Genomic DNA, 24,730 nt, shown 5'->3' with positions numbered 1-24,730 from the left:
TTGCCGCTGTCGCTTCGCTTTCTCACAGATAAATTGCCACAGGACGTGGCGTTCTTAGACTGAGTTCCTCTATTTTAGTATGTGTTTAGACACCCATTGAAATAAAGGATCGCATCAGCATTCATCTCATCACCATGAAAATAAAAAAAGCCCGAAAATCAGCAACTATACCGCTGATTTCGGGCTTTTTATTCTATCCTCTTAGAGCATCGATTAACTCTGGTTTAAACTCTCCATTACGAAGCATTTCAATTTCATGTTTATAAGGAGCCGATTTTGATTTGGCATCACTATTTAAAGCAACAAATGGTGTTTCTAAGATTTTAGGAACCTCCATTAATTGTGGATGATGCACAATATTTTTTAATGCATCAAAGCCAATATGACCAAAGCCAATATTTTCGTGACGGTCTTTTCCTGCACCACGGACATTTTTTGAATCATTGATATGCAGGACTTTGATACGATCAACACCTATTAATTTATCAAACTCATTTAAGACGCCATCAAAATCTTCTACAATATTATAACCAGCGTCATGCGTATGACATGTATCAAAGCATACTGAAAGACGCTCATTATGTGTTACGCCATCTATAATTTTAGCAAGTTCTTCAAAGGAACGACCACATTCAGTTCCCTTCCCCGCCATTGTCTCTAATGCGATTTGTACAGGGTAATCCTGTGACAGTACTTCATTTAAACCTTCAATAATCTTGGCAATACCTGCGTCTGCTCCCGCACCGACATGGGCACCTGGATGCAATACAATTTGTGTTGCTTCCAACGCTGCTGTTCGTTCGATTTCAGTTTGTAAAAAATCTACACCTAGACGGAAAGTTTCAGGTTTTTCTGTGTTCGCAATATTAATAATGTATGGAGCATGGACAACAATATTTGTCATGCCATGCTCTTTCATGTGTAGTAAACCATTCATAATATTAAGATCAGCAATTGCTTTACGACGAGTATTTTGCGGAGCTCCTGTATAAATCATAAAGGTATTTGCCCCATATGAGAGAGCCTCTTTACTTGATCCGAGCAGCATTTCTTTTCCACTCATTGAAACATGTGATCCAAGTAGCATTTAAATGCCTCCTTATTTTTTACCGCGAGCTTTTAAACGACGTTCACGTTTTTTAACTTTTTCCATTTCCCATTTCATATTACGCTTGTATCCTGGTTTTACTTTTTTCGGCTTACGCACTAATGCTTTTGCTTTCGCATCGATTTCATTTTCATGCTTCACACGGTTTTTACGTGCATGGCGATCCTTTAGTTCAGACCATTCGCCATCTTTTACATCTTTTTGAACAAATGGAATACCCATTTTCTCAACACGTACTACTGCATCCTCATCTGATGGCTCAAACAACGTGATAGCAGTTCCTTTATTCCCTGCACGCGCTGTACGTCCCACACGATGAATAAAGAATTCTAAGTCCTCTGGAATTTCGTAGTTAATGACATGTGAAATTCCTTGAATATCGATACCACGTGCCGCAAGATCTGTTGCAACGATATATTGATAGTCCAATTCTCGAATTTGCTTCATCATCTTCTTACGATCACGTGGACTTAAGTCACCATGTATTTGACCACAGCGAATCCCGTTTTCATTTAAGTAGCCAGCAACGTGCTCTGCTGTTTTACGTGTGTTAGTGAAAATTACCGCTAAAAACGGATTGATTCCTTCAATGACTTCCAACAAACGTTTGTTACGTGATTTAGAACGCACTGGTACAAGCACAAAGTCAATTCCTTCTGCGACCGGGCGTTTATCGTTCATATGGACATGAACAGGTGCTTCCATATATTTTTTTAAGAAAGGCTGAAGCTTTTCTGGAATTGTTGCTGAGAATACAAACATTTCAAGGTTTTCTGGCATTTGGGAAGCAAAACCATCGATTTCCTCTATAAAGCCCATATCGAAGGCTAAATCTGCCTCATCGACAACTAAAATTGGTGCCGTATGCACAAATAACGCTTGCGCTGAAACGAGATCACGAATACGTCCTGGCGTTCCGACAACAATTTGTGGTTGCGTTTTTAACTTATCAATGGAGCGTTGCTTGTCCGTACCTCCAATAAATAGTTTCGCTTGAATAGTTGTTCCTTCAATTAATTGATTTAATGCATCAAAAATTTGTTGTGCAAGCTCACGTGTAGGTGACGTAATAACAGCTTGTACTTCCTGCTTGTCAGCATTAATTCGTTGCACAATAGGAATTAAAAAACTATGTGTTTTTCCCGTCCCTGTATGCGCTTGTCCGATTGCACTCTTTCCTTTTAATAGTAGCGGAATGATTTCCTTTTGAATCGGCGTTGGTTCTGTAAAGCCAAGTTTTGCAATTGCGTCCTGCAAAAATGGCTGAAAATTATAATCAGTATATTTTGACATAATTCGTTCCTCCTAACATCTTTCTCATTGTATCATGATTCAACTTTTAGGTATATTAACGTCCTATTATCTAAAGCATGAACATAATTGTATATTTTTATCATAGCTGTAGCGAAGCCCTTATCAAAGTTACTCGAAATACTGTGAATATGCAATAAAAAAAGCGCTAACCTTTGTTTTTTGATACACTTTATATTTATTATTTTGTCGACAAGCGGATAGCACTATAATGCTATTGGAAAAATCCAAGAATTAGTATTTTTTATGTCAATTTATTGTTAACTAATGCTTTGAAGAATTACCATATGTTACGATAAAAATGTAAGATACTAGAGGAGGTTGACTTATTATGAAAGCAGCAAGATGGTATAAAGCAAAAGACATCCGTGTAGAGAACATTGAAGAACCAGTAATTTCACCTGGAAAGGTAAAAATTAAAGTACATTGGACAGGGATTTGTGGTAGTGATTTACATGAATACGCAGCTGGCCCAATATTCATTCCTGTGGAACAACCTCACTATGTCAGTAAAGATATTGCGCCAATTGTTATGGGACATGAGTTCTCTGGTGAAGTAGTAGAAGTTGGCGAAGGCGTTACAAAGGTACAAGTTGGAGATCCTGTCGTTGTAGAACCTATTCTTGCATGTGGCGAATGTGCTGCTTGTAAAAAAGGGAAATATAATATTTGTAAGCACCTAGGCTTCCACGGTCTTTCTGGCGGTGGCGGAGGTTTCTCTGAATATACAATGGTAGATGAAAAAATGGTACATAAAATGCCTGAGGGGCTTTCCTATGAACAAGGTGCACTTGTTGAACCAGCGGCAGTAGCATTACATGCAGTTCGTCAAAGCAAACTAAAAGCTGGCGATACAGCAGCTGTCTTTGGTACTGGGCCAATCGGTCTTCTTGTAATCGAGGCTTTACGTGCAGCTGGAGCAGCAGAAATTTATGCGGTAGAACTTTCAGCAGAGCGTGCTGCTAAAGCATTAGAGCTAGGCGCTACAGCAGTTATTAATCCTAAAGATGAGGATGCAGTAGCTCGTCTACATGAATTAACAAATGGTGGCGTAGATGTTGCATTTGAAGTAACAGGTGTTCCTGTAGTATTACAGCAAGCTATTGATTCTACAACATTTGAAGGAGAAACAATTATCGTTTCTATTTGGGAAACTGAAGCTTCTATTCTGCCAAACAATATCGTACTGACAGAGCGTTCTGTAAAAGGGATTATTGCTTATCGCGATATTTTCCCAGCCGTTATGGAATTAATGAAACAAGGTTACTTCCCTGCTGAAAAACTTGTAACGAAACGAATTACTCTTAATGAAGTCGTAACAGAAGGCTTCGAGGCACTAATGAAAGAAAAAAATCATATTAAAATCCTTGTAAATTCACAAGCTTAATTTATTTATAGCGACAGGTAGAGAAAACTAAGAAGCTTTTCTCTACCTGTTTTTATTTGTTAAATTTTTATCCCTCTATTGCTCATCATCATAACGTAGGGTTGATTTCCGTTCCGACTGGGCGCTTTGTTGCTGACGCTTCGCTTTCGCACAGAGCAGAGCTTCCTGGGGCGTCCGATGAGCCGCTTCGCTTCGCTGCAGGGTCTCGGGCCAACACGATGTTGGTCACGAAGGCGTTATCACAGGATGTGATGGTTTTAGCCTTCGTTCCTCTATCGCTGATCCCCGAGGAGTCGCCCAGCCTCCACTCCAATCAACTTATATACATGGTAAACTTATTAACAAATGTCATCCCTAACTTTTGGTGATGAACCTATTTCTCATCCATTTTTTTCATAATATCTAGATTGGCCATTAGGTAGTTTACCTTATTTTCTCCAAAAGTTCCCAACGTCCGTTTTTCCGTATTTGCTGCTATAATTTTTTCAATCTCATCCTTCGCAAGCCCACTTGCTTGGGCAATTCGATCGACTTGTAATTCTGCAGCCTTCACACTAATATGCGGATCCAAACCTGAGCCTGAAGCGGTCATTAAATCAGCGGGTATGTCTTGTCGTTTTACGGATGGGTTTGCTAGTAAAAACTTCTCGATATCTGCTTCTATCCGTTTCTTTAATTCTGGATTGGATGGTGCATAGTTAAACGTTCCAGAGCTAACACCACTATAGTTCACCTGGCCATTTTCGTCTGGTATCGTATCCTCTTTCGTATAGACATTATAATTAACAGAGGAGACACGCCCCCAGAAATATTCCGGTGCAGTAAAAGCTTGACCGATTAATTCTGAACCAACAGCTTCACCATCTGCTTCTATTAAACTACCATTTGCTTTATGATGAAATAACCCTTGAGCTAATGCAGTTACTGCAAATGGGTATATAAAACCACATAAAACGAACATTGTCATTGTGATTAAAAATGCTTGCTTTGAATTCTCAAAAAGTTTTCGCATGTCCTTCCTCCTATAACCCAAACGTATGGAATAGTGGTCCAATTAGTAAATCAATCAACTTAATGCCGATAAAAGGAGCGATAATTCCGCCTACGCCATAAACAAGTAAGTTTTTATTTAATAATTTTTCAGCACTCATCGGCTTATACTTAACACCCCTCATTGCAATAGGTATTAATAGTGGTATAATCACTGCGTTAAAAATTAAAGCAGAAATTATCGCACTTGATGGAGAATTGAGATGCATAATGTTTAATGTCCCCATCTCTGGTACTGCGACCATAAGCATAGCTGGAATAATTGCAAAATACTTTGCGATATCATTTGCAATACTGAACGTTGTTAACGCACCTCGAGTCATGAGCAACTGCTTCCCTATTTCTACAACTTCAATAATTTTAGTAGGATTTGAATCTAAATCGACCATGTTCGCAGCTTCCTTTGCTGCATTTGTTCCTGAATTCATGGCAAGACCTACGTTAGCTTGTGCTAATGCAGGGGCATCGTTCGTCCCGTCACCAGTCATAGCTACTACTTTCCCTTGTGCCTGCTCATCTTTAATAACTTGAATTTTGTCTTCTGGCTTACTTTCTGCAATAAAACTGTCCACCCCTGCTTCCTTTGCAATAGCTGCTGCGGTTAATGGATTATCTCCTGTACACATGATCGTTTTAATACCCATTGCTCGAAGCTGATCAAAGCGTTCCTTAAGTCCGGCCTTTACGACATCCTTTAAGTAAATGACACCTAAAATTTTATCGTTTAACGCTACTACTAGTGGTGTTCCACCAACAGAAGATACTTGTTGAATCAGCTGTTCCAAATTTGTAGGAATGCTATGACCTGCTTTTAAGCTCTCTTTTTTTATCGTATCATAGGCTCCTTTTCGAATTTTTGTGCCATCCTTCATATCCATACCACTCATACGAGTCTGTGCGGTAAAGGGAATATGTTCACTTGACTTAATAATGTTTTCTTCATCGTTAGTATTCACCCCTAATTCACAAGCAAGTGACAAAATAGACTTTCCTTCCGGTGTATCATCTGTTAAAGAACTAAGCCATGCAGCTTGCATTAAATCTTTACTGTCCACCCCTTTTACTGGGAGAAATTCAGCTGCCATGCGATTTCCATAAGTGATAGTTCCAGTTTTATCCAAAATTAATGTGTCTACATCTCCACATGCCTCTACGGCTCTTCCAGACATCGCAATAACATTAAACTGAGTAACTCTATCCATTCCTGCAATACCGATTGCCGACAATAATCCACCAATGGTTGTAGGAATTAAACAAACTGTAAGGGCAATTAATGTTGCGATAGAAATCGGTACATTTAAATAAGTTGTCATTGGATAGAGCGTCACAACAACTAATAAGAAAATAATCGTTAAGCTTACTAAAAGTGTATTGAGTGCTATCTCGTTTGGCGTTTTTTTACGACTGGCTCCTTCAATGAGCGTGATCATTTTGTCTAAAAATGATTCCCCAGGCATCGAAGTAATTTCGATCATCAGCCAATCACTCGTAACCGTCGTACCACCTGTAACTGATGAAAAGTCTCCACCCCGCTCCTTTACAACAGGGGCAGACTCACCTGTTATCGCCGATTCATCCACAGTAGCAATTCCCTCAATAACTTCTCCATCATTTGGAATAACCTCTCCTGCCTGAACTAAAACAATGTCACCCTTTTTTAATTCATGTGCCTGTTTAAGTATTTCAGAACCATCACTAAGTAAGACACGAGCCTGTGTAACTGTTTTAGTATTTTTTAACGTTTGAACTTGTGCCTTTCCTCGGCCTTCAGCAATCGACTCAGCAAAGTTTGCAAATAGAATGGTTACAAAAAGAATGACCGCGACGATCGCATTATACAATCGATCATGTTCTCCTCCTCCGCTACCAAACATATTCGGAAAGAGGGTTAATAACAGCACAAACATAAACCCAACTTCTACTACAAACATAACTGGATTTTTCAGCATATATAGTGGACTAAATTTCTTTAAAGCGTCTATAATCGAGCTTTTTAGCATATTGCCCGTAAGCAAACCTTTTCTTGCTGTTTCCATAGGTGTCTCTCCTTATTTATGAATAAAGTTGTAAATGCTCTGTAATTGGCCCGAGTGCTAATGCCGGTAAAAATGTAAGAGCACCAATCATTAAAACGATAGCAACAAGTAAAAATGTAAAAATAGTATTATCTGTTTTCAATGTTCCTACCGAGTCACTGTGAAACATTTTTTTCGCTAATAGAGACGCTATTGCGAGTTGAATAATGATCGTCAAATAACGTCCGAAGAACATGGCGAGCCCTGTCGTTACATTCCAAAATGTTGAGTTGTCAACTAATCCTTCAAAACCTGAGCCATTATTTGCTGAGGCAGACGCAAATTCATATAGTACTTGAGATAAACCATGTGCCCCTGGATTCGTTATGCCTGCTACACCTGCTGTTGTTGCAACTGCAAGTGCTGAAAATAATAGAATAATAGCAGGATGGATTAAAATACAAAGAGCAATTAGCTTCATTTCCTTCTCCTCAATTTTCTTGCCTAAAAACTGAGGTGTTCGACCAATCATCAAACAGGCGATAAAAATTGTTAGTAACACATACATCATCATGTTCATTAGGCCGACTCCCTTGCCTCCAAAGACAACATTTAGCATCATATTAAACATCGGTACAAGACCACCAAGCGGCGTTAATGTATCATGCATATTGTTGACAGACCCCGTTGTAAAAGCAGTGGTCACTGTCGTAAATAACGCTGATTGTGCCACCCCAAAGCGCATCTCTTTTCCTTCCATACTGCCAAGCTCCTGTGCAACTCCGAGCTCATTAATGATCGGATTACCCGCTCTCTCCGCAACATACACAGTTACCAATCCGACTAGGAATAGCGCACTCATTGCCACAAAAATGGCTAGCCCTTGCTTTCCAAAGATCGTTCTTCTTTTTCCATATGCAACCATTAAACTAAAGGCAACTACACAAGCACCTGGTAATAGCATCATAGATAGCATTTCCACAATATTAGAAATGACCGTTGGATTCTCAAAAGGTGTTGTTGAATTCGCCCCATTAAAGCCACCACCATTTGTTCCTACATGCTTGATAGATTCAAGAGAAGCTACAGGTCCAAGTGCAATATCTTGTAATTTACCTTCTATTGTTTGTACAGTTTTATTCGCACTCAAGGTTTGTGGTGTACCTTGAGATACTAAAATAATGGCCACAACAATAGATATAGGCATTAACACACGTGTGATAACACGCACAAAATCCACAAAGAAATTACCAATAGTGTCGGTTTTAGCAACAAGACGACGGCAGAACGCCATACAAGCCGCATAACCAGTAGCTGCAGATGTAAACATCATAAAGATAATGATTAGCATTTGTGATAAATAACTTAGTCCTGATTCGCCACTATAGTGCTGAAGATTTGTATTCGTCATAAATGAAATTATGGTATTAAATGAAAGTGTTGCTTCCATATTGTCAATCTCATTTGGGTTTAAAAACAACATAGCTTGAATTCGTAAAAGAACGTATCCAATAAACACCATAAAGGCGTTCGACAAAATTAATGAAAGTACATACTGTTTTCCCGTCATATCTATTTGCTTAATGCCACATAATTTATATATAACGGCATCAAATCTGTCCATTATTGGATCAAGCCATGTTTTTTGTTGCATTGTCACCCGAAATAAATAGTGACCAGTTAGAATAACGATTGGTAAAGAAATAATTAATACGATGGCGATTTGCCACATACCGCAATACCTCCTACAAGCCTATTAATAGTTTTCAGGATAAAGTAATGCATGCCCTAGATAACCGAAAAGGAATACAAGTACAATTCCCATAACAATCCACATTTTTTATTCCCCCCTTACTTTTCATCGACTAACTTGAAGCACCAAGCTGTTAATGCATATAGACTTGCAAAGCTTATGATGAGTAAGCCAATCATATAAAAGTCCATCAATCGAGCACCCTCCTTTATTTGGATGCTCTCATCATACTGACTTTCAAATTAATGTAGTGTTAGGAAATCGCTTTTCCTATTAAGAAACTATAAAGAGGGAAAATCTTAATACTTTCTTAATGGAAGATAACGCTATAATACAAATGAGGTGAAAGAGGATGGAAAATACACGTCCAACTCCAGAGACGTTTTTAGCGAGGCTTCAACAGGAAGAACAATTTGTAGGGAAGCTAAAGATCTTTCTTGGTTATGCTGCTGGAGTAGGTAAAACTTATGCAATGCTAGATGCAGCACATCAAGCACGAAAACTTGGTAAAGATGTGGTAGTTGGCTATGTAGAACCACATCCTCGTCCAGATACGTTAGCTTTACTCGAGGGACTTGAGCAAATTCCTACGAAAAAAATAATTTATAAAGGGAAACCTTTTCAGGAATTAGATATTGATGAAGTACTAAAGCGCAAACCAGAAATTGTCATTATTGATGAATTGGCACATAGCAATGTTCCAACGATGCGTCACAAGAAACGTTTTGGAGATGTAGAGGAATTACTTGCAAAGGGCATTCATGTCTATACAACCGTAAATATTCAACATATTGAAAGCCTACACGATATAGTAGAAGAAATAACCGGAATAAAAGTACGAGAGCGTATTCCAGATTATTTAATTGATCAAGCCGCACAAATAAAAATTGTCGATATTGAACCAGATGAGTTAATTCAACGCCTACAAGAAGGCAAAATTTATGTAAAACAACAAGCTGAAAAAGCGTTGCAATCTTTTTTTCGTAAACAAAATTTAGTATCACTTCGAGAAATTGCATTACGGAGAGCTGCAGATACGATTAACTATAAGCAGGTAAATAGCGACGAATCTATAAAGCATCATGTACAAATCGAAGAGCATTTACTTGTTGGTATTAGTAGCTCTCCTACGAATGCCAAGGTTATTCGAACTACTGCGCGACTAGCACAGGCATTACACGGGAAATTTACGGCTCTTTACGTTCAAAACGTACAGGAGCATGACAGGAGAAACGCAAATTCTGAACGACTTCAGCAACATATAAAGCTTGTTGAACAGCTTGGCGGCCATGTCGTAATTGTTCAGGAAGATGATGTAGCTGTTGCCCTTGCCAACTATGCACAAATTAGTGGTGTCACTAAATTAGTCATCGGTAGAACTAGCATGAGAAAAAAATGGTGGCGACCAAACACCAAAATTAGTGATCGACTCAATGAATTTGTGCCGAATTTAGCCATACATATAGTGCCAGATCAGGAAAACGAACAGTTCTACTTCCCTACTGTAAAAAATAAGCTGTCATTTGAATGGCTTGACTTATTAAAAATGGCTGTAGTATTTGGCATAGTATCAGTTGTTGGGCTATATTTTTACACAATTGGTGTCAGCGACTCGAACATTATCACTATCTACATTTTAGGTGTCTTAATACTTGCCATTTGGTCATCAGGATGGATGATGAGCATTATTAGCTCCATTATGGCGGTACTGCTTTTTAATTATTTGTTTACAGAACCACGATTTTCATTTAACGCCTATCATCGCGACTATCCGATAACCTTTGTGATCATGTTCCTTTCAGGAGTGATTACAAGTAGCTTAACGAAAAAAATAAAGGAGCAAACCATTGTCGCTGTTCGTAAATCTTATCGAATGGAGGTGCTCCTTGATACAAATCGAAGACTTCAACATGCTAAGTCTATAGAAGAAATTATTACTGAAGGCATGTCACAAATCGTTAAATTAGTAGAAAAGCCAGTACAATTTTTTGAGATAGAAAATAACTTAATTGTGAACTCTATTTTTTTCCGTACCGAGAGCATATCTAGTATTGAAAATAAGAAGATAGCTTCCCAATTTGAGAATCCGAATGAGCATGGTGTAATAAGCTGGGTTATCAATAATAAGCATGTAGCAGGCGTATCCACCGATATATTTCCTGAAGTGAATGCCTACTATTTACCGGTTATTTCAAACGGGAGTGTTAAAGGCATTATCGGTATTGCCCTGTCAAAGCAATCACCCTTACCTGCATTTGAGCGTAATATTTTGCATGCCATTATTAATGATTTTTCATTCGCACTTGATAAATGGTATTTACAAAAATTCAATGCAGAAGTAGCTAGAGAAGCTGAAATGGAACAAATGCGAGCAAACCTTTTGCGCGCCGTTTCTCATGATTTAAGAACACCACTAACTGCTATTTCCGGTAATGCAGATATATTACTATCTAATGCACCTTTAATTCGAGAGGATGAAAAAAGCAAAATATATGAGGATATTTATAAAAATTCAAAATGGCTTGTACAAATGGTTGAAAACTTACTTGCTGTGTCTAAGTTAGAAGATGGACAATTTGCTATAGAGATGCAATTGGAACTTGTAGAAGATATTATTCAAGAGGCACTAACACATGTCGTTCGCCTAAACAATACACATGAAATATCCTATCATATTGAACCAGAATTTTTATTTGCTGTAATGGATGCGCGACTGATTATTCAAGTTCTAATTAATATTATTGATAATGCATTGACCTATACACCGTCAGGCAGTGTTATTACTATAAATGTCAAAGAATCTGAACGTTTCGTACACTTTAGTATTTCTGATGATGGACCTGGCATTGATGATGCTATAAAAACCAGCCTTTTTGAGCCATTTACTACCGGAAAAGTACAGCGTAGCGATAGCCGAAGAGGCTTAGGACTAGGCTTGGCTCTATGTCAAACTATTTTAAAATTACATGGTAGTGAAATAACAGTTTCGGATAATAGACCAAAAGGAACGATTTTTAATTTTTCACTAAAAAAAAGCCCTTTATCAAATGTTAGAGATAACATTTATTAAAACGTTCGTATAAGTTGATTGGAGTAGAAGCCAGATGACTTCTTGGAATCAGTGCCACAGAGAAGATCCGAAGCGGGCGCTCCCAGGAAAGCTCAAGTCGACAATGAAATCAACCACACGTTTATGGTGATGAGCTAAAAAGGAGTAATGAAATTCGATGAATAAACGAATTCTAGTAGTAGAAGATGATATAGCCATTGGCAATTTAATTAAAATGACATTAGCTACTCAGCAGTATGAATTTGACATTGCACGAGATGGTCATAGTGCTTTACAAAAGGCTCTTGCTATGAATCCAGACGTGATTATTTTGGATTTAGGACTACCCGACATAGACGGGGTAGAGCTTATAACGAAAATTAGAAGCTGGACTCAAACACCTATTATCGTAGTTAGTGCACGCGGCGAAGAGCACGATAAAATCAATGCTTTAGATGCCGGTGCAGACGATTATGTTACAAAGCCTTTCAGTGTTGAAGAGCTATTAGCCCGAATTCGAGTAGCTTTGAGAAGAATGTCATTTGAGCATCAGCTAGAAAGTGAACCCTCTGTCTTTGTAAATGGTCATTTACAAATAAACTACTTGGCAAATACAGTGTTTGTAAATGACAAAGAAGTACATTTGACGCCTATTGAATATAAACTCTTGGTTATTTTATCAAAGCATGTCGGCAAAGTTTTAACGCATAATTTTATTTTAAAGGAAGTTTGGCATAATGCACTTCAATCGGATGTTCCAAGTCTAAGAGTTTTTATGGCTACTCTTCGAAAGAAAATAGAGGATAATCCAGCTAACCCAAAGTTCATCCAGACACATGTCCGCGTTGGTTACAGAATGCTTCGTTGTCACGATGAAGAATAATGTTTAATCTTACTTTAACTTTGCTATTCCAATATTACTTTCTACAGTAAACTTAATATTGATACACTAGATAAAAAATGATAAGATTTTTTTGATAATGATTATCACTCACAAGAAAGTAGGTAGATCTTATGAACCTTCACGCGGTTCAATTGGGGGGAAAAGTTAAAGTGAAAGATCTACAGCAAATTGACTCTCTTTTATGTAAACGATTAAATGCTTTTGGTATAAAAGAAGGCTGTCAAGTTTGTATGGTCCAAAAAGGATGGTTTTCTGGAGCTTGTATATTGGAATGTCAAGGGCAAAAAATCGGGCTTAGAAAAAAAGATTTAATGGATATAAAGGTCGAACAAGTATGAGTAGATTAGCTTTAATAGGAAACCCTAATATCGGTAAAACATCATTGTTCAATACGTTGACAAATTCATATGAATACGTTGGCAATTGGAGTGGTGTAACCGTTGAAAAAAAAGTAGGACAAGTAAAAAAACTACAAAAAGAAATTATTGATTTACCTGGTGTATATACGCTTAATCCGATTTCAAGAGATGAAAGTGTTGTTACTTCATTTTTACTTGAAGATCAGGTAGATGGAATTTTAAATATTATCGATGCTTCTAATTTCGAACGAAATATGCAATTAACAGTAGATATACTTGAACTTAGAAAGCCTGTTTTCATCTGTTTAAATATGATTGACGTAGCGAAAAAGAAAGGCATTTCAATTGATGTCGAAAAATTACAGAGTTCTTTAGGAGTACCTGTTATTCCAATAAGCGCTCGTACTGGTAAAGGTGTCGAAGGTATTTATACTGCTATTCAGGCCTCCGATCGTACTCAACAACGTTTTACATTAACCTATGATGACTTAATTGAAGAAGGCATCTCAAAAATTGAAGCATTGTTACAGCATGTTCCTGAAGAACAAAGAAGATGGTGTACGATTCAATTTTTAATAGGAAATGAAGCCGTTGACGCTTATTTGAAAGAAAAGGAATACTTTGAAAAGCTAGATGCAATGCGCGATGCTTTAGAAAAGCAAATTGGTGAACCATTAAATAAAGCTATTGCTAAAAAACGTGATTTATATATTTCTAACATCAACAGCAAAGTAATTATACAAGAGAAAAGTGAAACACAATGGTCAGAGAAAGTTGATAAAATTCTAACACATCCAATTTTGGGTGTTCCGATTTTCTTAGCGCTTATGTTTTTAATGTTTCAAGCAACGTTTGCATGGATCGGTACCCCACTTTCTGATTTCCTGGATGGCATTGTAGGAGGCTCTCTTACAGATGCTGTTACTCAGGGCTTAGAAGCTATTGGTGCAGCTCCTTTTATTGTTCATTTAATATGTGATGGGATCATTGCGGGTGTTGGCGGTGTTTTAGTTTTCATTCCACAAATCTTTGTACTATTTTTCTTTATTTCACTATTAGAAGATTCAGGTTATATGGCGAGAATTGCCGTTGTCATGGATCGCCTTATGGAATTTTTCGGTTTAAACGGCAAAGCGTTTATTCCGATGATTGTAAGCTTTGGATGTAATGTTCCAGGTGTAATGGCGGCGAGAACAATTGAACAGCCGAAAGAACGATTATTAACAATTCTTGTTGCGCCGTTTATGAGCTGCTCAGCAAGGTTACCTGTATATGCTTTGTTCGGTGCAGCATTCTTTACTCAACATCAATCGTTAGTGGTATTCTCCCTATATGTAATGGGTATAGTGGTAGCGCTTATTGTGACAAAAATATTATCAATGACGATTTTGAAAAATGAAACTTCAGTTTTTATTGTTGAATTACCAGCCTATCATGTACCACAGCTTAAGACACTTTGGCGTTCTACTTTGGAAAAAGGAAAAGGATTTTTCCGCAAAGCTGGTACTATTATCTTTGCCGGCTCCGTTATTATTTGGCTTCTTTCTTATTTAGGACCACATGGCGCTAATGTCAATATGGATGACAGCTTTTTAGCAATGATCGGTGGCGCTTTTGGTGTGTTGTTTATCCCACTAGGCTTTGGAACATGGCAAGCCGGTGCATCCCTTATTGCTGGATTCCTGGCAAAAGAAGTAATTGTTTCAACAATGGCGATTATTTATAGCGTAAGTGAAGGTGTCTTATCCTCTACAATGACAACTCATTTTACTGCTTTAAGTGCTTATACATTCTTGGCCTTTGTTTTACTTTATATGCCTTGTTTAGCCACAGTAGGCGCAATAAAAAGGGAAACACAGTCTGTGAAATGGACTTTATTTGCAACCATTTATCCATTTGTTGTAGCTTATCTTATTGCACTTATGATTTATGGCATTGGGAATTTATTCATGTGAGGTGTAAAGAATGAGTTTATTGATTAATATCTTAATCGGTTGTATTATTTTTGGCTATGCTGGTATTACTTTATATAAGAGCATTAAGAAGCAGAAGAAGGGCAAATGCGCATCATGCTCATTACAGAAAAGTTGTTCTTCTAACACTTGCGTCCCCCCTTCTCAACTGAAAGATTTTACTACTAAATAAATAGAGCGAGGTATTTCCAAACTGTTAATTCGTTGGAAATTATCTCGCTTTTTTTTTGCACTTTTATACATGGAGGGTAGGAATTTTGAAATGACATTTTGCTAAAACGTATACCATTGGATAAGTTGATTGGAGTGGAGATTGGGCGACTCCTTGGGGATTAGCGATTCAGAGGAACGAAGGCTAAAACCATCACGTCCTGTGATAACGCCTTCGTGACCAACATCGTGTTGGCCCGAGACCCTGCAGCGCAGCGAAGCGGCTCATCGGACGCCCCCAGGAAGCCTTTGCTCTGTGCGAAAGCGAAGCGTCAGCAATTGTTTTATCTGTGCGAAAGCGTAGCGACAGCAACAACAAAGCGCCCAGTCGAAACGGAAATCAACCACTCGCTTTGCTGATAAGCCTCTTAAATTTTTAATTTATTGATTTCTTCCTTCACAGTCACCGCTTCTTCACTTAATGCCTTAGCAACAGTATTTATTTCTTGAATGGTCGCAACTTGCTCTTCTATTGTCGATGCTATTGTTTCAGATTGCTGTGCAGCATGCTTGGAAGAAGAGGACATTTCATTGACCGATGCTGCCACTTCTTCAGTACTTGCAGAAATTTGTTGCGTAGAAGCAGATACATCCTCGATTTGAGATGTCATTTCACCAATCGCTTTTAAAATTCCATCGAAGGCATTTTGGGCATTCTGAATAAATGTGACACCTTCATCTACATTCAATACTGTTACATTTACGGCCTTTTCTACTTCTTTCGTTTCTTGCTGAATAAGTGCTATTACATCCACTATTTGATTGGCAGAAGCTTTGGATTCCTCAGCTAATTTGCGCACTTCATCTGCCACGACTGCGAAGCCTTTACCATGCTCTCCCGCACGAGCGGCCTCAATCGCAGCATTTAAAGCTAAAAGATTTGTTTGCTCAGTAATGTCAGTAATTACTTTCGTAATATGAACGATTTCAGCTGATTGCGTGCTTAGCTTCTTAATACGTTCATTTGTTGTATTTGAAGATTGTTGGATAATTGACATTTGGTTTTCTGCAATATACAACGTTTTTTCACCATCATTTGCAATAGATTGTGTGTCTACTGCTTTAGAATGAAGCATTTGAGTAGCCTCAGCAATACGTTGAACACCTTGAGCAGTTTCATCCATTGCTATCGAACTTTCACGACCTGTAACAGCTGCTTGATTATCACTAATCGCCATTCTCTCTACAAGGTTTGCAATATCATGAGAGGAATTTGAAATTTCTTCTGTACTTGCTGCTAGTTCTTCAGCAGCTGATGATGTATGCTCAACATTTGCCGTCATGCTATGTATTAGTGAATGTAAATTAGACTTCATCAAATTAAAAGAATCAGCCAAATCTTTAATTTCATCCTTCGTTCTAACTTCGATATCCTTTTGACATAAATCTCCTTTAGCAATTACCCTTGCTGCAGAAGTTAGCTTATTTACAGGAACAACGATGGAACGTACAAATATAATTCCAACTACTACACAAATCATTAAAATAATACAGAACATCCATAAGAACCATTGTTTATTATCATCAATAAGCTTTTCAACATGTGCTAAAGAATTTTGCATGTCTGTAATGTTTTCTTGTTGAAACAAATCTACTTTGTCATTAATCTCAACTGAAGTAGTATCAAATTCAAGCATCAGTTTATTCCCTTGCTCAGGCCCGCCTTGAATATAACTATGAGCCATTTTCTGACCAGTACTATAATACTCATCAAACGCTACTTTAATCGCATCTAATCTTTCCTGGTCTTCCTGATGCATTTTTTTCACTTGTTCCAAATCTTTATTAAAGATTTTACTATATTTTTCTGCTTGCTCAAATCCATCATCTAAATTATCGAGTGCTCTTGTGGCACTAATATCAGTCAAATACTGCTGAACCTGTACAACTGCTAACTTCATCTCATCTGCTAATAACGTCGTTTGAAGTGTTTTTTCTTTCATCAAATGTACTTGCTCCAGTTGGGATTTAGCATTTTGTTGCTGAAAAATTCCCATAACTAAAACTAATACTACCATTAGGCCAAACGACACTATACTTCTTACTTTAATTGACACAAAATACCTCCTATTTTTAACCTCTGCTATTTTAGTCTAGTAAAAAATATTTTAACAATTTATTTACATTAATGTAACATATTTCACAGAACTAACTTTAAAATCATCTTTTTCTAACTTGATGATTTACCAACAAAACATTATACCTTTCTTATCGACTGGAATAGAGAAAAAAGTGTGTAGTTTTTAAGAATTTTTTACCACTTACTGTCTACATCTATAATAAGTAAACCTTACTGATATAGTGAGATACATTTATAATCGCCCTAGTTATTTATTTTGTGCGTGTCGAACGCTAACTTACCCTTCTGCATATCATATTTATAATCAGGTATGTCATCAATGTCAAATCACTATCGAAAGGAGATCGTTATGGTATTTAGACCACAGTTCCCGATGTATCCTGGTGGCATGAGAATGCCCATGCAAATGCCAATGCAACAAATGCCGATGCAAATGCCGATGCAAATGCCAACACCTCCACAAATGTCACCGCAGTCCTTTTTCCCGCCTGGAGGCTTCCCGAATCAACCACGAATTCCCGGTGGCTTTCCTATGTCTAGTGGAATAGGAGCATTTGGAGGACAAATGCCAATGCAGGAACCTTCAAAAATCGGTTCATTTTTGCAGCAAGCGAATAGCTTATTTAACTCAGCGAAAACATATACACCTTACATTCAGCAAGCAATGCCAATGGTAAAAAATATTCCGTCACTTTTAAAATTGTATAAAGGATTTCAAGGTCTTCCTGCTGCAGGAGCTGCCGCAGGGGCTGGAGCAGTAGCAGCTGGAGCAGCGGCTAGTGAAGGAGCAGGTTCAACTAAAAGTCGAAAAGCGTCTCGACAAAATGGATCATTTACTCCTGCTGAACCACTTCCATCTAAGCCCCGTATATTCCAGCCGCCTATGTAGATGAAGGTTTCTTTGTATTCGCCGTCCCTGTCCGTTATAATGTAGGTAGGTAAGCTTGAAAGGAGTCACAACCATGCAAGTATTAAAAGTTAATCCACGTGGCTATTGCTACGGTGTTGTTGATGCGATGGTCATCGCTCGAAACGCCGCACTCGATAAAACATTACCAAGACCTATCTACATTTTAGGTATGATTGTGCATAATAAACATGTCACGGATGCCTTTGAAGCAGATGGCATCATCACATTAGATGGCGAGAATCGTTTAGAAATTATTGAACAAGTTGAAACTGGCACTGTTATTTTCACAGCACATGGTGTTTCACCTGAAATTCGTGAAATTGCGAAGCGAAAAGGCTTAGTATCCATTGATGCTACATGTCCTGACGTAACAGTTACACACGATTTAATTCGTGAAAAATCAGCAAATGGCTATGATATTATATATATCGGTAAAAAAGGCCATCCCGAGCCAGAGGGAGCAATTGGGGTTGCACCAGATCATGTACATTTAGTGCAATCATCCACGGATATTGATGCATTAAATTTAACGAATGATAAATTACTAGTAACAAATCAAACGACGATGAGTCAATGGGATGTCGCTCATTTAATGGATAGTTTAAAAGAGAAATTCCCACATATTGAAGTGCATAAGGAAATTTGTTTGGCAACCCAGGTCCGCCAAGAGGCAGTTGCACAGCAAGCTGGGGAGGCAGATTTACTTATTGTTGTTGGTGACCCAAAATCCAATAACTCGAATCGTTTAACGCAGGTTTCTGTTGAAATAGCAGGGACGCCATCTTATCGAATTGCAGACGTTTCTGAGCTTAAAGTTGAATGGTTAAAAGGAATTAATTCTGTCGCTGTTACAGCAGGTGCTTCTACGCCAACACCAATTGTAAAAGAGGTTATTTCATTCCTTGATCATTTCGATGAAAATGATGAATCAACACATATCATTGAGCGTACAGTTACATTAGATAAAATTTTACCTAAAATTAAAACGCCAAAGCCTGTTGACAAAATTATGCCTTACTAAGAACAAATGCGCTAAAGCTTTGGAGAGCCCGAAGCAAAAGTAAACGCTCCACCACTTTTGCCCGAGGGATCGAAGCGACCTCGAGGATAGTAGCGCTTTAGCTTAGACGATAACTATGACTTTGGTTATCCACAGCTTAAAAATCTATAGTAGTAAAAAATCCTGATTGTCTATTTTGACAATCAGGATTTCTCATTATTTACTAAAATAATAATTGACTGGACGACCAATGCCACCATAATGCACATCCATCGTAATTTCCTCTTGCTTCTCTAAATAATCTAAGTATCTTCTTGCTGTTACGCGCGCAATACCTACACCACTGGCTACTTCTTCTGCTGATGCTCCTTCTACAGATTGCAAATAGTGCACAACTTTCTCTAGTGTTGCACGATTAAAACCTTTAGGTAAACTTTTTTCTGACCGTAAGACATTGGATTGCTGAACCTCATTATCCCCTCCATGATAATGGAATAACTGATCAAGCTCCCCTTGTGTTAGCTCATGTTCCGTTTGCATTTGCTTTTTGAAGCGCAAATAATTTTCAAGCGTTCCTTGCACTCGTTCAAATGAAAAAGGTTTCATAATATAATCAAAGACGCCAAGATGCAGGACCTGTTTTACAGTTTCCATATCATTAGCAGCGGTTACCGTAATGACATCTACCGGTAACTTGAGTTCACGAATTTTCCGTAAACTTGTCACTCCATCCTGCTCTGGCATAAAAATATCCATAAATACTAAATCTGGTTTCAGTTTTTGAATTTGAGCAATCCCTTCAACTCCATTTGAGGCTTGTCCAATTACTTCAAATCCAGCTATCTTTTCAATAAATTGGCGATTAACCTCTCGCACCATTGGATCGTCCTCTATTAATAAAACCTTTGTTTGTGTCACTGTTAGTCCTCCATACACTCTGTTCTATCTCTATATGTGCAAATTTTCACTTAAGGAAGATATCTACGAGAGCGCCACACTGTTCCCATAGAATTTCTCGCTTCTATTTCAACTATTCATATTGCATTACTCATAGGATTGATTTTCATGACAACCAAGCGCTTTCTTAGGGATGTCAAATGAACCCCAAAGAGTCGCCCAGCATTTGATGATGGGCCTATTAAGTATGGTAAAAAGTTATTAAAAAGCTTGTTCCTTTATTCGGTTCACTTATGACTTCGATTTCTCCCTTTCCTTTTTGTACAATTTCTTTTATTAAAAAAAGTCCAATGCCTCGACCTTTTTTCTCTTTTGTCGAATAGCCATTATCAAAAATATGTGCCTTGACTTCATTTGTCATGCCTTTACCATTATCCGTTACTAATATTGCCAGAACATCCTCATCTTCATCAACAGAAACATGGATTATTTTTTCTTCAATTTGTACATCCCTTAATGCATCAAAAGCATTTTCAATTAAGTTACCAAATAAAATAACGAAATCATGATGATCTAAATTGTTTGGAAATGTTGTCAAACGGCTTTCTCTGTCAATCTCCAGTAGAATTCCCTGTTCTTTTGCATAGGAGATTTTACTAAGCAATAGCCCAGAAATATTTTCATTTTTAATCCGTTCATTTAGAAAGTTTGTAATTTCATCGTGTTCCTCTTTTACTTGTGTTAAGTAAGAAAGTGCTTGTTCATGATGTCCAAGTTGTAAAAGACCAGCAATTGTGTGCAATTTATTTTTATGCTCATGTGTTTGTACGCGTAATGCTTGTACAAATGCCTTAACACCCGTTAATTCCTCTGCAAGCTTTTTCACTTCTGTACGATCCTTAAACATGGCCACAGCTCCAACCGTTTTTCCATTAACTTGTATAGGAATACGATTACTCATAATATTGTTATCATTAATATAGAGCTCACGATTAAAAATGGGTTGATCTAGCTCCAAAATTTCAGGTAATCGTGTATCAGGTAAAACGTCAAAAATTTTCTTCCCTATTAATGTTGAAGGCTTTTTGTGAACCCCCAATATGTCACACGCTTTTTCATTAAATATTGTGATTGTCAAATCATTATCAATGGCAATAATCCCTTCATGCATCGCGTTAAATGTTTCCGTTCGTTCTACATACATTTTAGCAATTTCGTGGGGCTCTAGCCCAAACATTTGCTTTTTCATATGAAGCCCTAATGTATGAGCCCCCCATGCACTAAAGAAAAGAGATAATAAAATAGTAATCATTAATTCTGTTTGAATAGATTGTAGCAACTCTGCCACAGTTAAAACACTATAGCCCACTACTACTACGCCTATTTGTTTACCTTCTTTACTCATGATTGGGACGAATGCTCGTACCATATCTCCATGGTCACCATGTGCGATGGATGTATAATAATGCTCAGAAAACGCAGCGTTTAGATCTCCTGACTCCGAGATTTGCCCAATCTCCTCTGTATTTGGATGTGAGTACTTGCGCCTTTGCATATCCAGTACAACAATATACTGTGCGCCATTTATATCACGTATTTCCTCCACTACAGGATTTATGTGTTTGGTAGCCTCGTTAAAATTATTATTTGATATGTAAGTTTTCAGCTCGGGAAGCTGTGATACTGTTTTTGCCACAAGTAAAGCCTGATCTCCAAGCTTATCCTTTTGCACAGTCATGACGAACCCTAGCAAAAATGTTCCACCTATACTAAAGGAGAGCATGAGAATAAAAAAAGTCAGAGACATAATTTTTCTCTTCATCGATATTTTTTGAAATTTCAAGATGTACGCCTCCCTCTTACTATATTTTAACTTACTCCATATGTTAGAATAACAAAAACATCAGAAAATACGAATAAATTAGGTGTAATAGATGAAAAAATTTATTATTGGAACAATAGCAACTGTTTTATTGTTAACGATAGCGTTTGGTGTTCAACAAGGCTTACTATTCGCCAAGCCTCTTCCCTATGACGATGAGCAAAAAGGTTTGAATACGCAAATTACGATTCATTTAAGTCATGTTGTTGCTGAGAATACGCCAAAAGGACAGGCGGCAAGTAAATTCGCCGAGCTTGTAGAGGAAAAAACAAATGGCAAAGTGAAGGTACACGTCTACCCAAACTCCTCCTTGTTTAATGATGAAAACGAGTTTCAGGCTTTGCAAAATGGACAAGTAGAAATGATTATCCCTACTTTCTCAAAGATGACATCCTATATACCAAATTGGCAGGTTCTTGATTTACCTTACCTTTTTAATACGGATGATGAAGTGCATGAGGTACTTACAGGTTCGATTGGTGAACAATTGTTAAATGAGCTTAAGCCTTTTCATATAAAAGGACTAGGCTTTTGGCATAATGGCTTTAAACATTTAACCTCTGTCGATCACCCTATTCATACTTTTGAAGATTTAAAAGGCTTACGTGTTCGTACAATGCCAAGTAAAACCCTTGAAAAGCAATTCGAGGCTGTTGGAGCTACACCAATCCCAACTCCATTCAGCGAGGTTTTTACTGATTTAGAATCGAATGCCATCGATGCTCAAGAAAACACAGCGTCAAATATTTATTCTAAAGGTTTCTATAAAGTGCAGAAACATATGACATTAACTAAGCATGGCATTTTAGGCTACGCCGTTTTAATGAACGACAAGTTTTGGAAATCTCTACCTCCGGAAATCCAAAAACAGATTATGGAGGCTATGAAAGAAACAACAGATTGGCAATTTGAACAAGCTGTAGAAATGAACGAAGAAAATTTGCAAAAACTTAAGCAGCAAGATAACTTTGAAACCTATACGATGAGTAATAAGGAACGCCAACGCTTTAAGGAAAAACTAGCGCCTGTTTATGATTTTTATAGAAACAATGTACAAGAAAACGATGTTTTATCGGAAATTGAAAAAATTGTTTCTCCTTAAAGTATTTCATCACTGCGGGAACAATACTTTTGTTCATTAATGATAAAATCCTCACTAGAGTGGGGATTTTTTTCTTGTGTATTATAATAGATTCCAAAATTACAAAACTACTATAAAACAGCCACGAACCCTTGATATCACTAGTTTTATTGATTTCCCAACAAAAAAATGAACAAAATGAACAATAGAAACTTTACGGTCATAAAAACTATTGTCGGAAAATTTCAGCTAAGATAACCTCATGAAAGCGTTCACATAATATTCATAAACAGTGTTAGGGGAGAACTTCATGCGTATAAATTTTAAAAACTTAACTGTACAAGTACTGATTGCCATTGTGCTAGGTATTATTGTAGGTGCTACGTTCCCAGAATTCGGAGCGAAGTTGAAAATATTAGCAGATATTTTTATTAAATTAATTAAGATGTTAATAGCTCCTATCATTTTCTTAACAGTTGTTATTGGAATTGGTAGTATGGGCGATGTAAAAAAAGTTGGTAAAATTGGCGGGAAGGCATTAATCTATTTTGAAATTGTCTCTACTTTCGCACTAGCAATCGGCTTAATCGTAGTCAATATTGTAAAACCTGGTAAAGGCTTTAATACAGCAGCTGCAAACGGTGCAGATGTATCCCAATATACAGAGGCAGCAGCCGCTACAGAGCATGGTATTGGTGCATTTATTATGCAAATTATACCTGATAATGTTGTCGGAGCACTTGCAAATGGAGAGTTATTACCTGTTTTATTCTCAGCTGTTTTATTCGGCATAGCTGCTGCAGCTATTGGTGAACCAGCTAAACCAGTTATTAAATTTTTTGAACAAGTAGCAGATATATTCTTTAAAATTGTTAATATGGTCATGAAAGTTTCCCCGATTGGTGCATTCGGCGCTATGAGCTACACAATCGGAAACTTCGGTCTTAAATCACTAGGAAACTTAGGATTTTTAATGCTTTCTGTTTATATTACAATGTTTATCTTTATCGTATTCATCATTGGTCTTATTACACGTTACTTTGGATTCAGTATCTTTAAGTTTATTAAATATATTAAAGATGAAATTTTTATCGTTATTGGAACATCATCATCAGAATCTGCCCTTCCTTCGATGATGCGCAAATTAGAAAACTATGGTTGCTCTAAACAAGTCGTTGGTCTTGTCATTCCAACGGGGTACTCCTTTAACTTAGATGGTACGTCCATTTACCTATCTATGGCAGCTATTTTTATCGCACAAGCTTATGGAGTTGATTTAGATGTATGGCATCAAATTACATTACTTGCTATTTTAATGCTAACATCTAAAGGTGCGGCCGGTGTAACAGGCTCTGGCTTTATTACACTCGCAGCAACATTAGCAGCATTCCCAATGATTCCAGTAGAAGGAATTGCACTTTTAATCGGGGTCGATCGCTTTATGTCAGAAGCGCGCGCCGTTACAAACTTAATTGGTAATGGTGTAGCAACAGTTGTCGTTTCAAAAATGGAAAAAGAATTCGATCCAGAGCAGGAAAAACGTGCTCTTGCAGGAGAAGTCACAACTCAACAATAAAATGAAAGGCTGTCCGGTAGTGAAGAAATTCACATTATCGGCCAGCCTTTTTCATTGTTAAATTTCATATTCCTTTTTTAAAAACTCAAATGTACTATCATTTGTTGCTTGCATAAAAAATCAATCGAACTTTATCGCCTATTGAATCAATTATGCCTCGGCACAATTACCACTGACGCTTCGCT

The 24,730-nt window shown here is 37.5% G+C and carries 18 protein-coding genes; 10 read left to right on the top strand and 8 right to left on the bottom strand.

What is annotated here, in order from left to right; all coding sequences use genetic code 11:
- Positions 1-193: 193 nt before the first annotated feature.
- Positions 194-1,087 (bottom strand): deoxyribonuclease IV, encoded by an 894-nt coding sequence (locus tag ACIQ7T_RS07920; RefSeq protein WP_402869585.1) that lies wholly within the window; start codon positions 1,085-1,087, stop codon positions 194-196.
- A gap of 12 nt (positions 1,088-1,099) precedes the next feature.
- Positions 1,100-2,401, bottom strand: coding sequence for a DEAD/DEAH box helicase (locus ACIQ7T_RS07915; protein ID WP_402869583.1), 1,302 nt, complete (start codon positions 2,399-2,401; stop codon positions 1,100-1,102).
- Positions 2,402-2,750: 349 nt separating this feature from the next.
- On the opposite strand from ACIQ7T_RS07915, the gene ACIQ7T_RS07910 reads away from it, so the two are divergent.
- Positions 2,751-3,806 (top strand): 2,3-butanediol dehydrogenase, encoded by a 1,056-nt coding sequence (locus ACIQ7T_RS07910; protein WP_402869581.1) that lies wholly within the window; start codon positions 2,751-2,753, stop codon positions 3,804-3,806.
- Between the two features lie 373 nt (positions 3,807-4,179).
- Here ACIQ7T_RS07910 and kdpC read toward each other — a convergent pair whose 3' ends face one another.
- The 3 genes from kdpC to kdpA are packed head-to-tail and all read right to left on the bottom strand — an operon-like array spanning position 4,180 to position 8,603.
- On the bottom strand, positions 4,180-4,818 hold the full coding sequence (gene kdpC / locus ACIQ7T_RS07905; protein WP_402869579.1) for a K(+)-transporting ATPase subunit C: 639 nt from the start codon (positions 4,816-4,818) through the stop codon (positions 4,180-4,182).
- Between the two features lie 10 nt (positions 4,819-4,828).
- Positions 4,829-6,892, bottom strand: coding sequence for a potassium-transporting ATPase subunit KdpB (kdpB, locus tag ACIQ7T_RS07900; protein ID WP_402869577.1), 2,064 nt, complete (start codon positions 6,890-6,892; stop codon positions 4,829-4,831).
- Positions 6,893-6,908: 16 nt separating this feature from the next.
- Positions 6,909-8,603 (bottom strand): potassium-transporting ATPase subunit KdpA, encoded by a 1,695-nt coding sequence (gene kdpA / locus ACIQ7T_RS07895; RefSeq protein WP_402869575.1) that lies wholly within the window; start codon positions 8,601-8,603, stop codon positions 6,909-6,911.
- A gap of 373 nt (positions 8,604-8,976) precedes the next feature.
- On the opposite strand from kdpA, the gene ACIQ7T_RS07890 reads away from it, so the two are divergent.
- From ACIQ7T_RS07890 to ACIQ7T_RS07870, 5 genes are all read left to right on the top strand, one after another.
- Positions 8,977-11,694, top strand: coding sequence for an ATP-binding protein (locus ACIQ7T_RS07890; protein WP_402869573.1), 2,718 nt, complete (start codon positions 8,977-8,979; stop codon positions 11,692-11,694).
- Between the two features lie 157 nt (positions 11,695-11,851).
- The gene (locus ACIQ7T_RS07885; protein ID WP_402869571.1) at positions 11,852-12,556 is read left to right on the top strand and encodes a response regulator transcription factor; all 705 of its coding nucleotides are present in this window, start codon (positions 11,852-11,854) and stop codon (positions 12,554-12,556) included.
- Positions 12,557-12,687: 131 nt separating this feature from the next.
- On the top strand, positions 12,688-12,915 hold the full coding sequence (locus ACIQ7T_RS07880; protein WP_402869569.1) for a FeoA family protein: 228 nt from the start codon (positions 12,688-12,690) through the stop codon (positions 12,913-12,915).
- Positions 12,912-14,891 (top strand): ferrous iron transport protein B, encoded by a 1,980-nt coding sequence (gene feoB / locus ACIQ7T_RS07875; RefSeq protein ID WP_402869567.1) that lies wholly within the window; start codon positions 12,912-12,914, stop codon positions 14,889-14,891. Before ACIQ7T_RS07880 ends, feoB begins: the two co-directional genes overlap by 4 nt.
- A 10-nt stretch (positions 14,892-14,901) precedes the next feature.
- Positions 14,902-15,081 (top strand): FeoB-associated Cys-rich membrane protein, encoded by a 180-nt coding sequence (locus tag ACIQ7T_RS07870; protein WP_370081531.1) that lies wholly within the window; start codon positions 14,902-14,904, stop codon positions 15,079-15,081.
- 406 nt (positions 15,082-15,487) lie between these two features.
- Here the strand turns inward: ACIQ7T_RS07870 and ACIQ7T_RS07865 are convergent, their stop codons facing one another.
- The gene (locus ACIQ7T_RS07865) at positions 15,488-17,176 is read right to left on the bottom strand and encodes a methyl-accepting chemotaxis protein (RefSeq protein WP_402869565.1); all 1,689 of its coding nucleotides are present in this window, start codon (positions 17,174-17,176) and stop codon (positions 15,488-15,490) included.
- A gap of 372 nt (positions 17,177-17,548) precedes the next feature.
- On the opposite strand from ACIQ7T_RS07865, the gene vrrA reads away from it, so the two are divergent.
- Complete coding sequence (gene vrrA / locus ACIQ7T_RS07860) at positions 17,549-18,088, top strand: VrrA/YqfQ family protein (protein WP_370081527.1); 540 nt, start codon at positions 17,549-17,551, stop codon at positions 18,086-18,088.
- A gap of 73 nt (positions 18,089-18,161) precedes the next feature.
- Positions 18,162-19,130, top strand: coding sequence for a 4-hydroxy-3-methylbut-2-enyl diphosphate reductase (locus ACIQ7T_RS07855; RefSeq protein ID WP_370081525.1), 969 nt, complete (start codon positions 18,162-18,164; stop codon positions 19,128-19,130).
- Positions 19,131-19,325: 195 nt separating this feature from the next.
- Here the strand turns inward: ACIQ7T_RS07855 and ACIQ7T_RS07850 are convergent, their stop codons facing one another.
- Positions 19,326-20,027: a response regulator gene (locus ACIQ7T_RS07850; RefSeq protein ID WP_402869562.1), complete on the bottom strand. Its 702-nt coding sequence runs from the start codon at positions 20,025-20,027 to the stop codon at positions 19,326-19,328.
- Positions 20,028-20,247: 220 nt separating this feature from the next.
- Positions 20,248-21,828, bottom strand: coding sequence for an ATP-binding protein (locus ACIQ7T_RS07845; RefSeq protein ID WP_427447726.1), 1,581 nt, complete (start codon positions 21,826-21,828; stop codon positions 20,248-20,250).
- A 112-nt stretch (positions 21,829-21,940) separates the two neighbouring features.
- Here ACIQ7T_RS07845 and ACIQ7T_RS07840 point away from each other — a divergent pair, with 112 nt between their 5' ends.
- Both ACIQ7T_RS07840 and ACIQ7T_RS07835 read left to right on the top strand, forming a co-directional pair.
- Positions 21,941-22,990, top strand: coding sequence for a TRAP transporter substrate-binding protein (locus ACIQ7T_RS07840; RefSeq protein ID WP_402869560.1), 1,050 nt, complete (start codon positions 21,941-21,943; stop codon positions 22,988-22,990).
- Positions 22,991-23,279: 289 nt separating this feature from the next.
- The gene (locus ACIQ7T_RS07835) at positions 23,280-24,545 is read left to right on the top strand and encodes a dicarboxylate/amino acid:cation symporter (protein WP_370081519.1); all 1,266 of its coding nucleotides are present in this window, start codon (positions 23,280-23,282) and stop codon (positions 24,543-24,545) included.
- Positions 24,546-24,730 lie beyond the last annotated feature (185 nt).

It is taken from the genome of Lysinibacillus sp. NPDC096212 (assembly GCF_044763105.1).
Classification (GTDB): Bacteria; Bacillota; Bacilli; order Bacillales_A; family Planococcaceae; genus Lysinibacillus.
The sequence above is the reverse complement of the archived record's forward strand: the minus strand, read 5'-3'. Positions and strand labels throughout refer to the sequence as shown.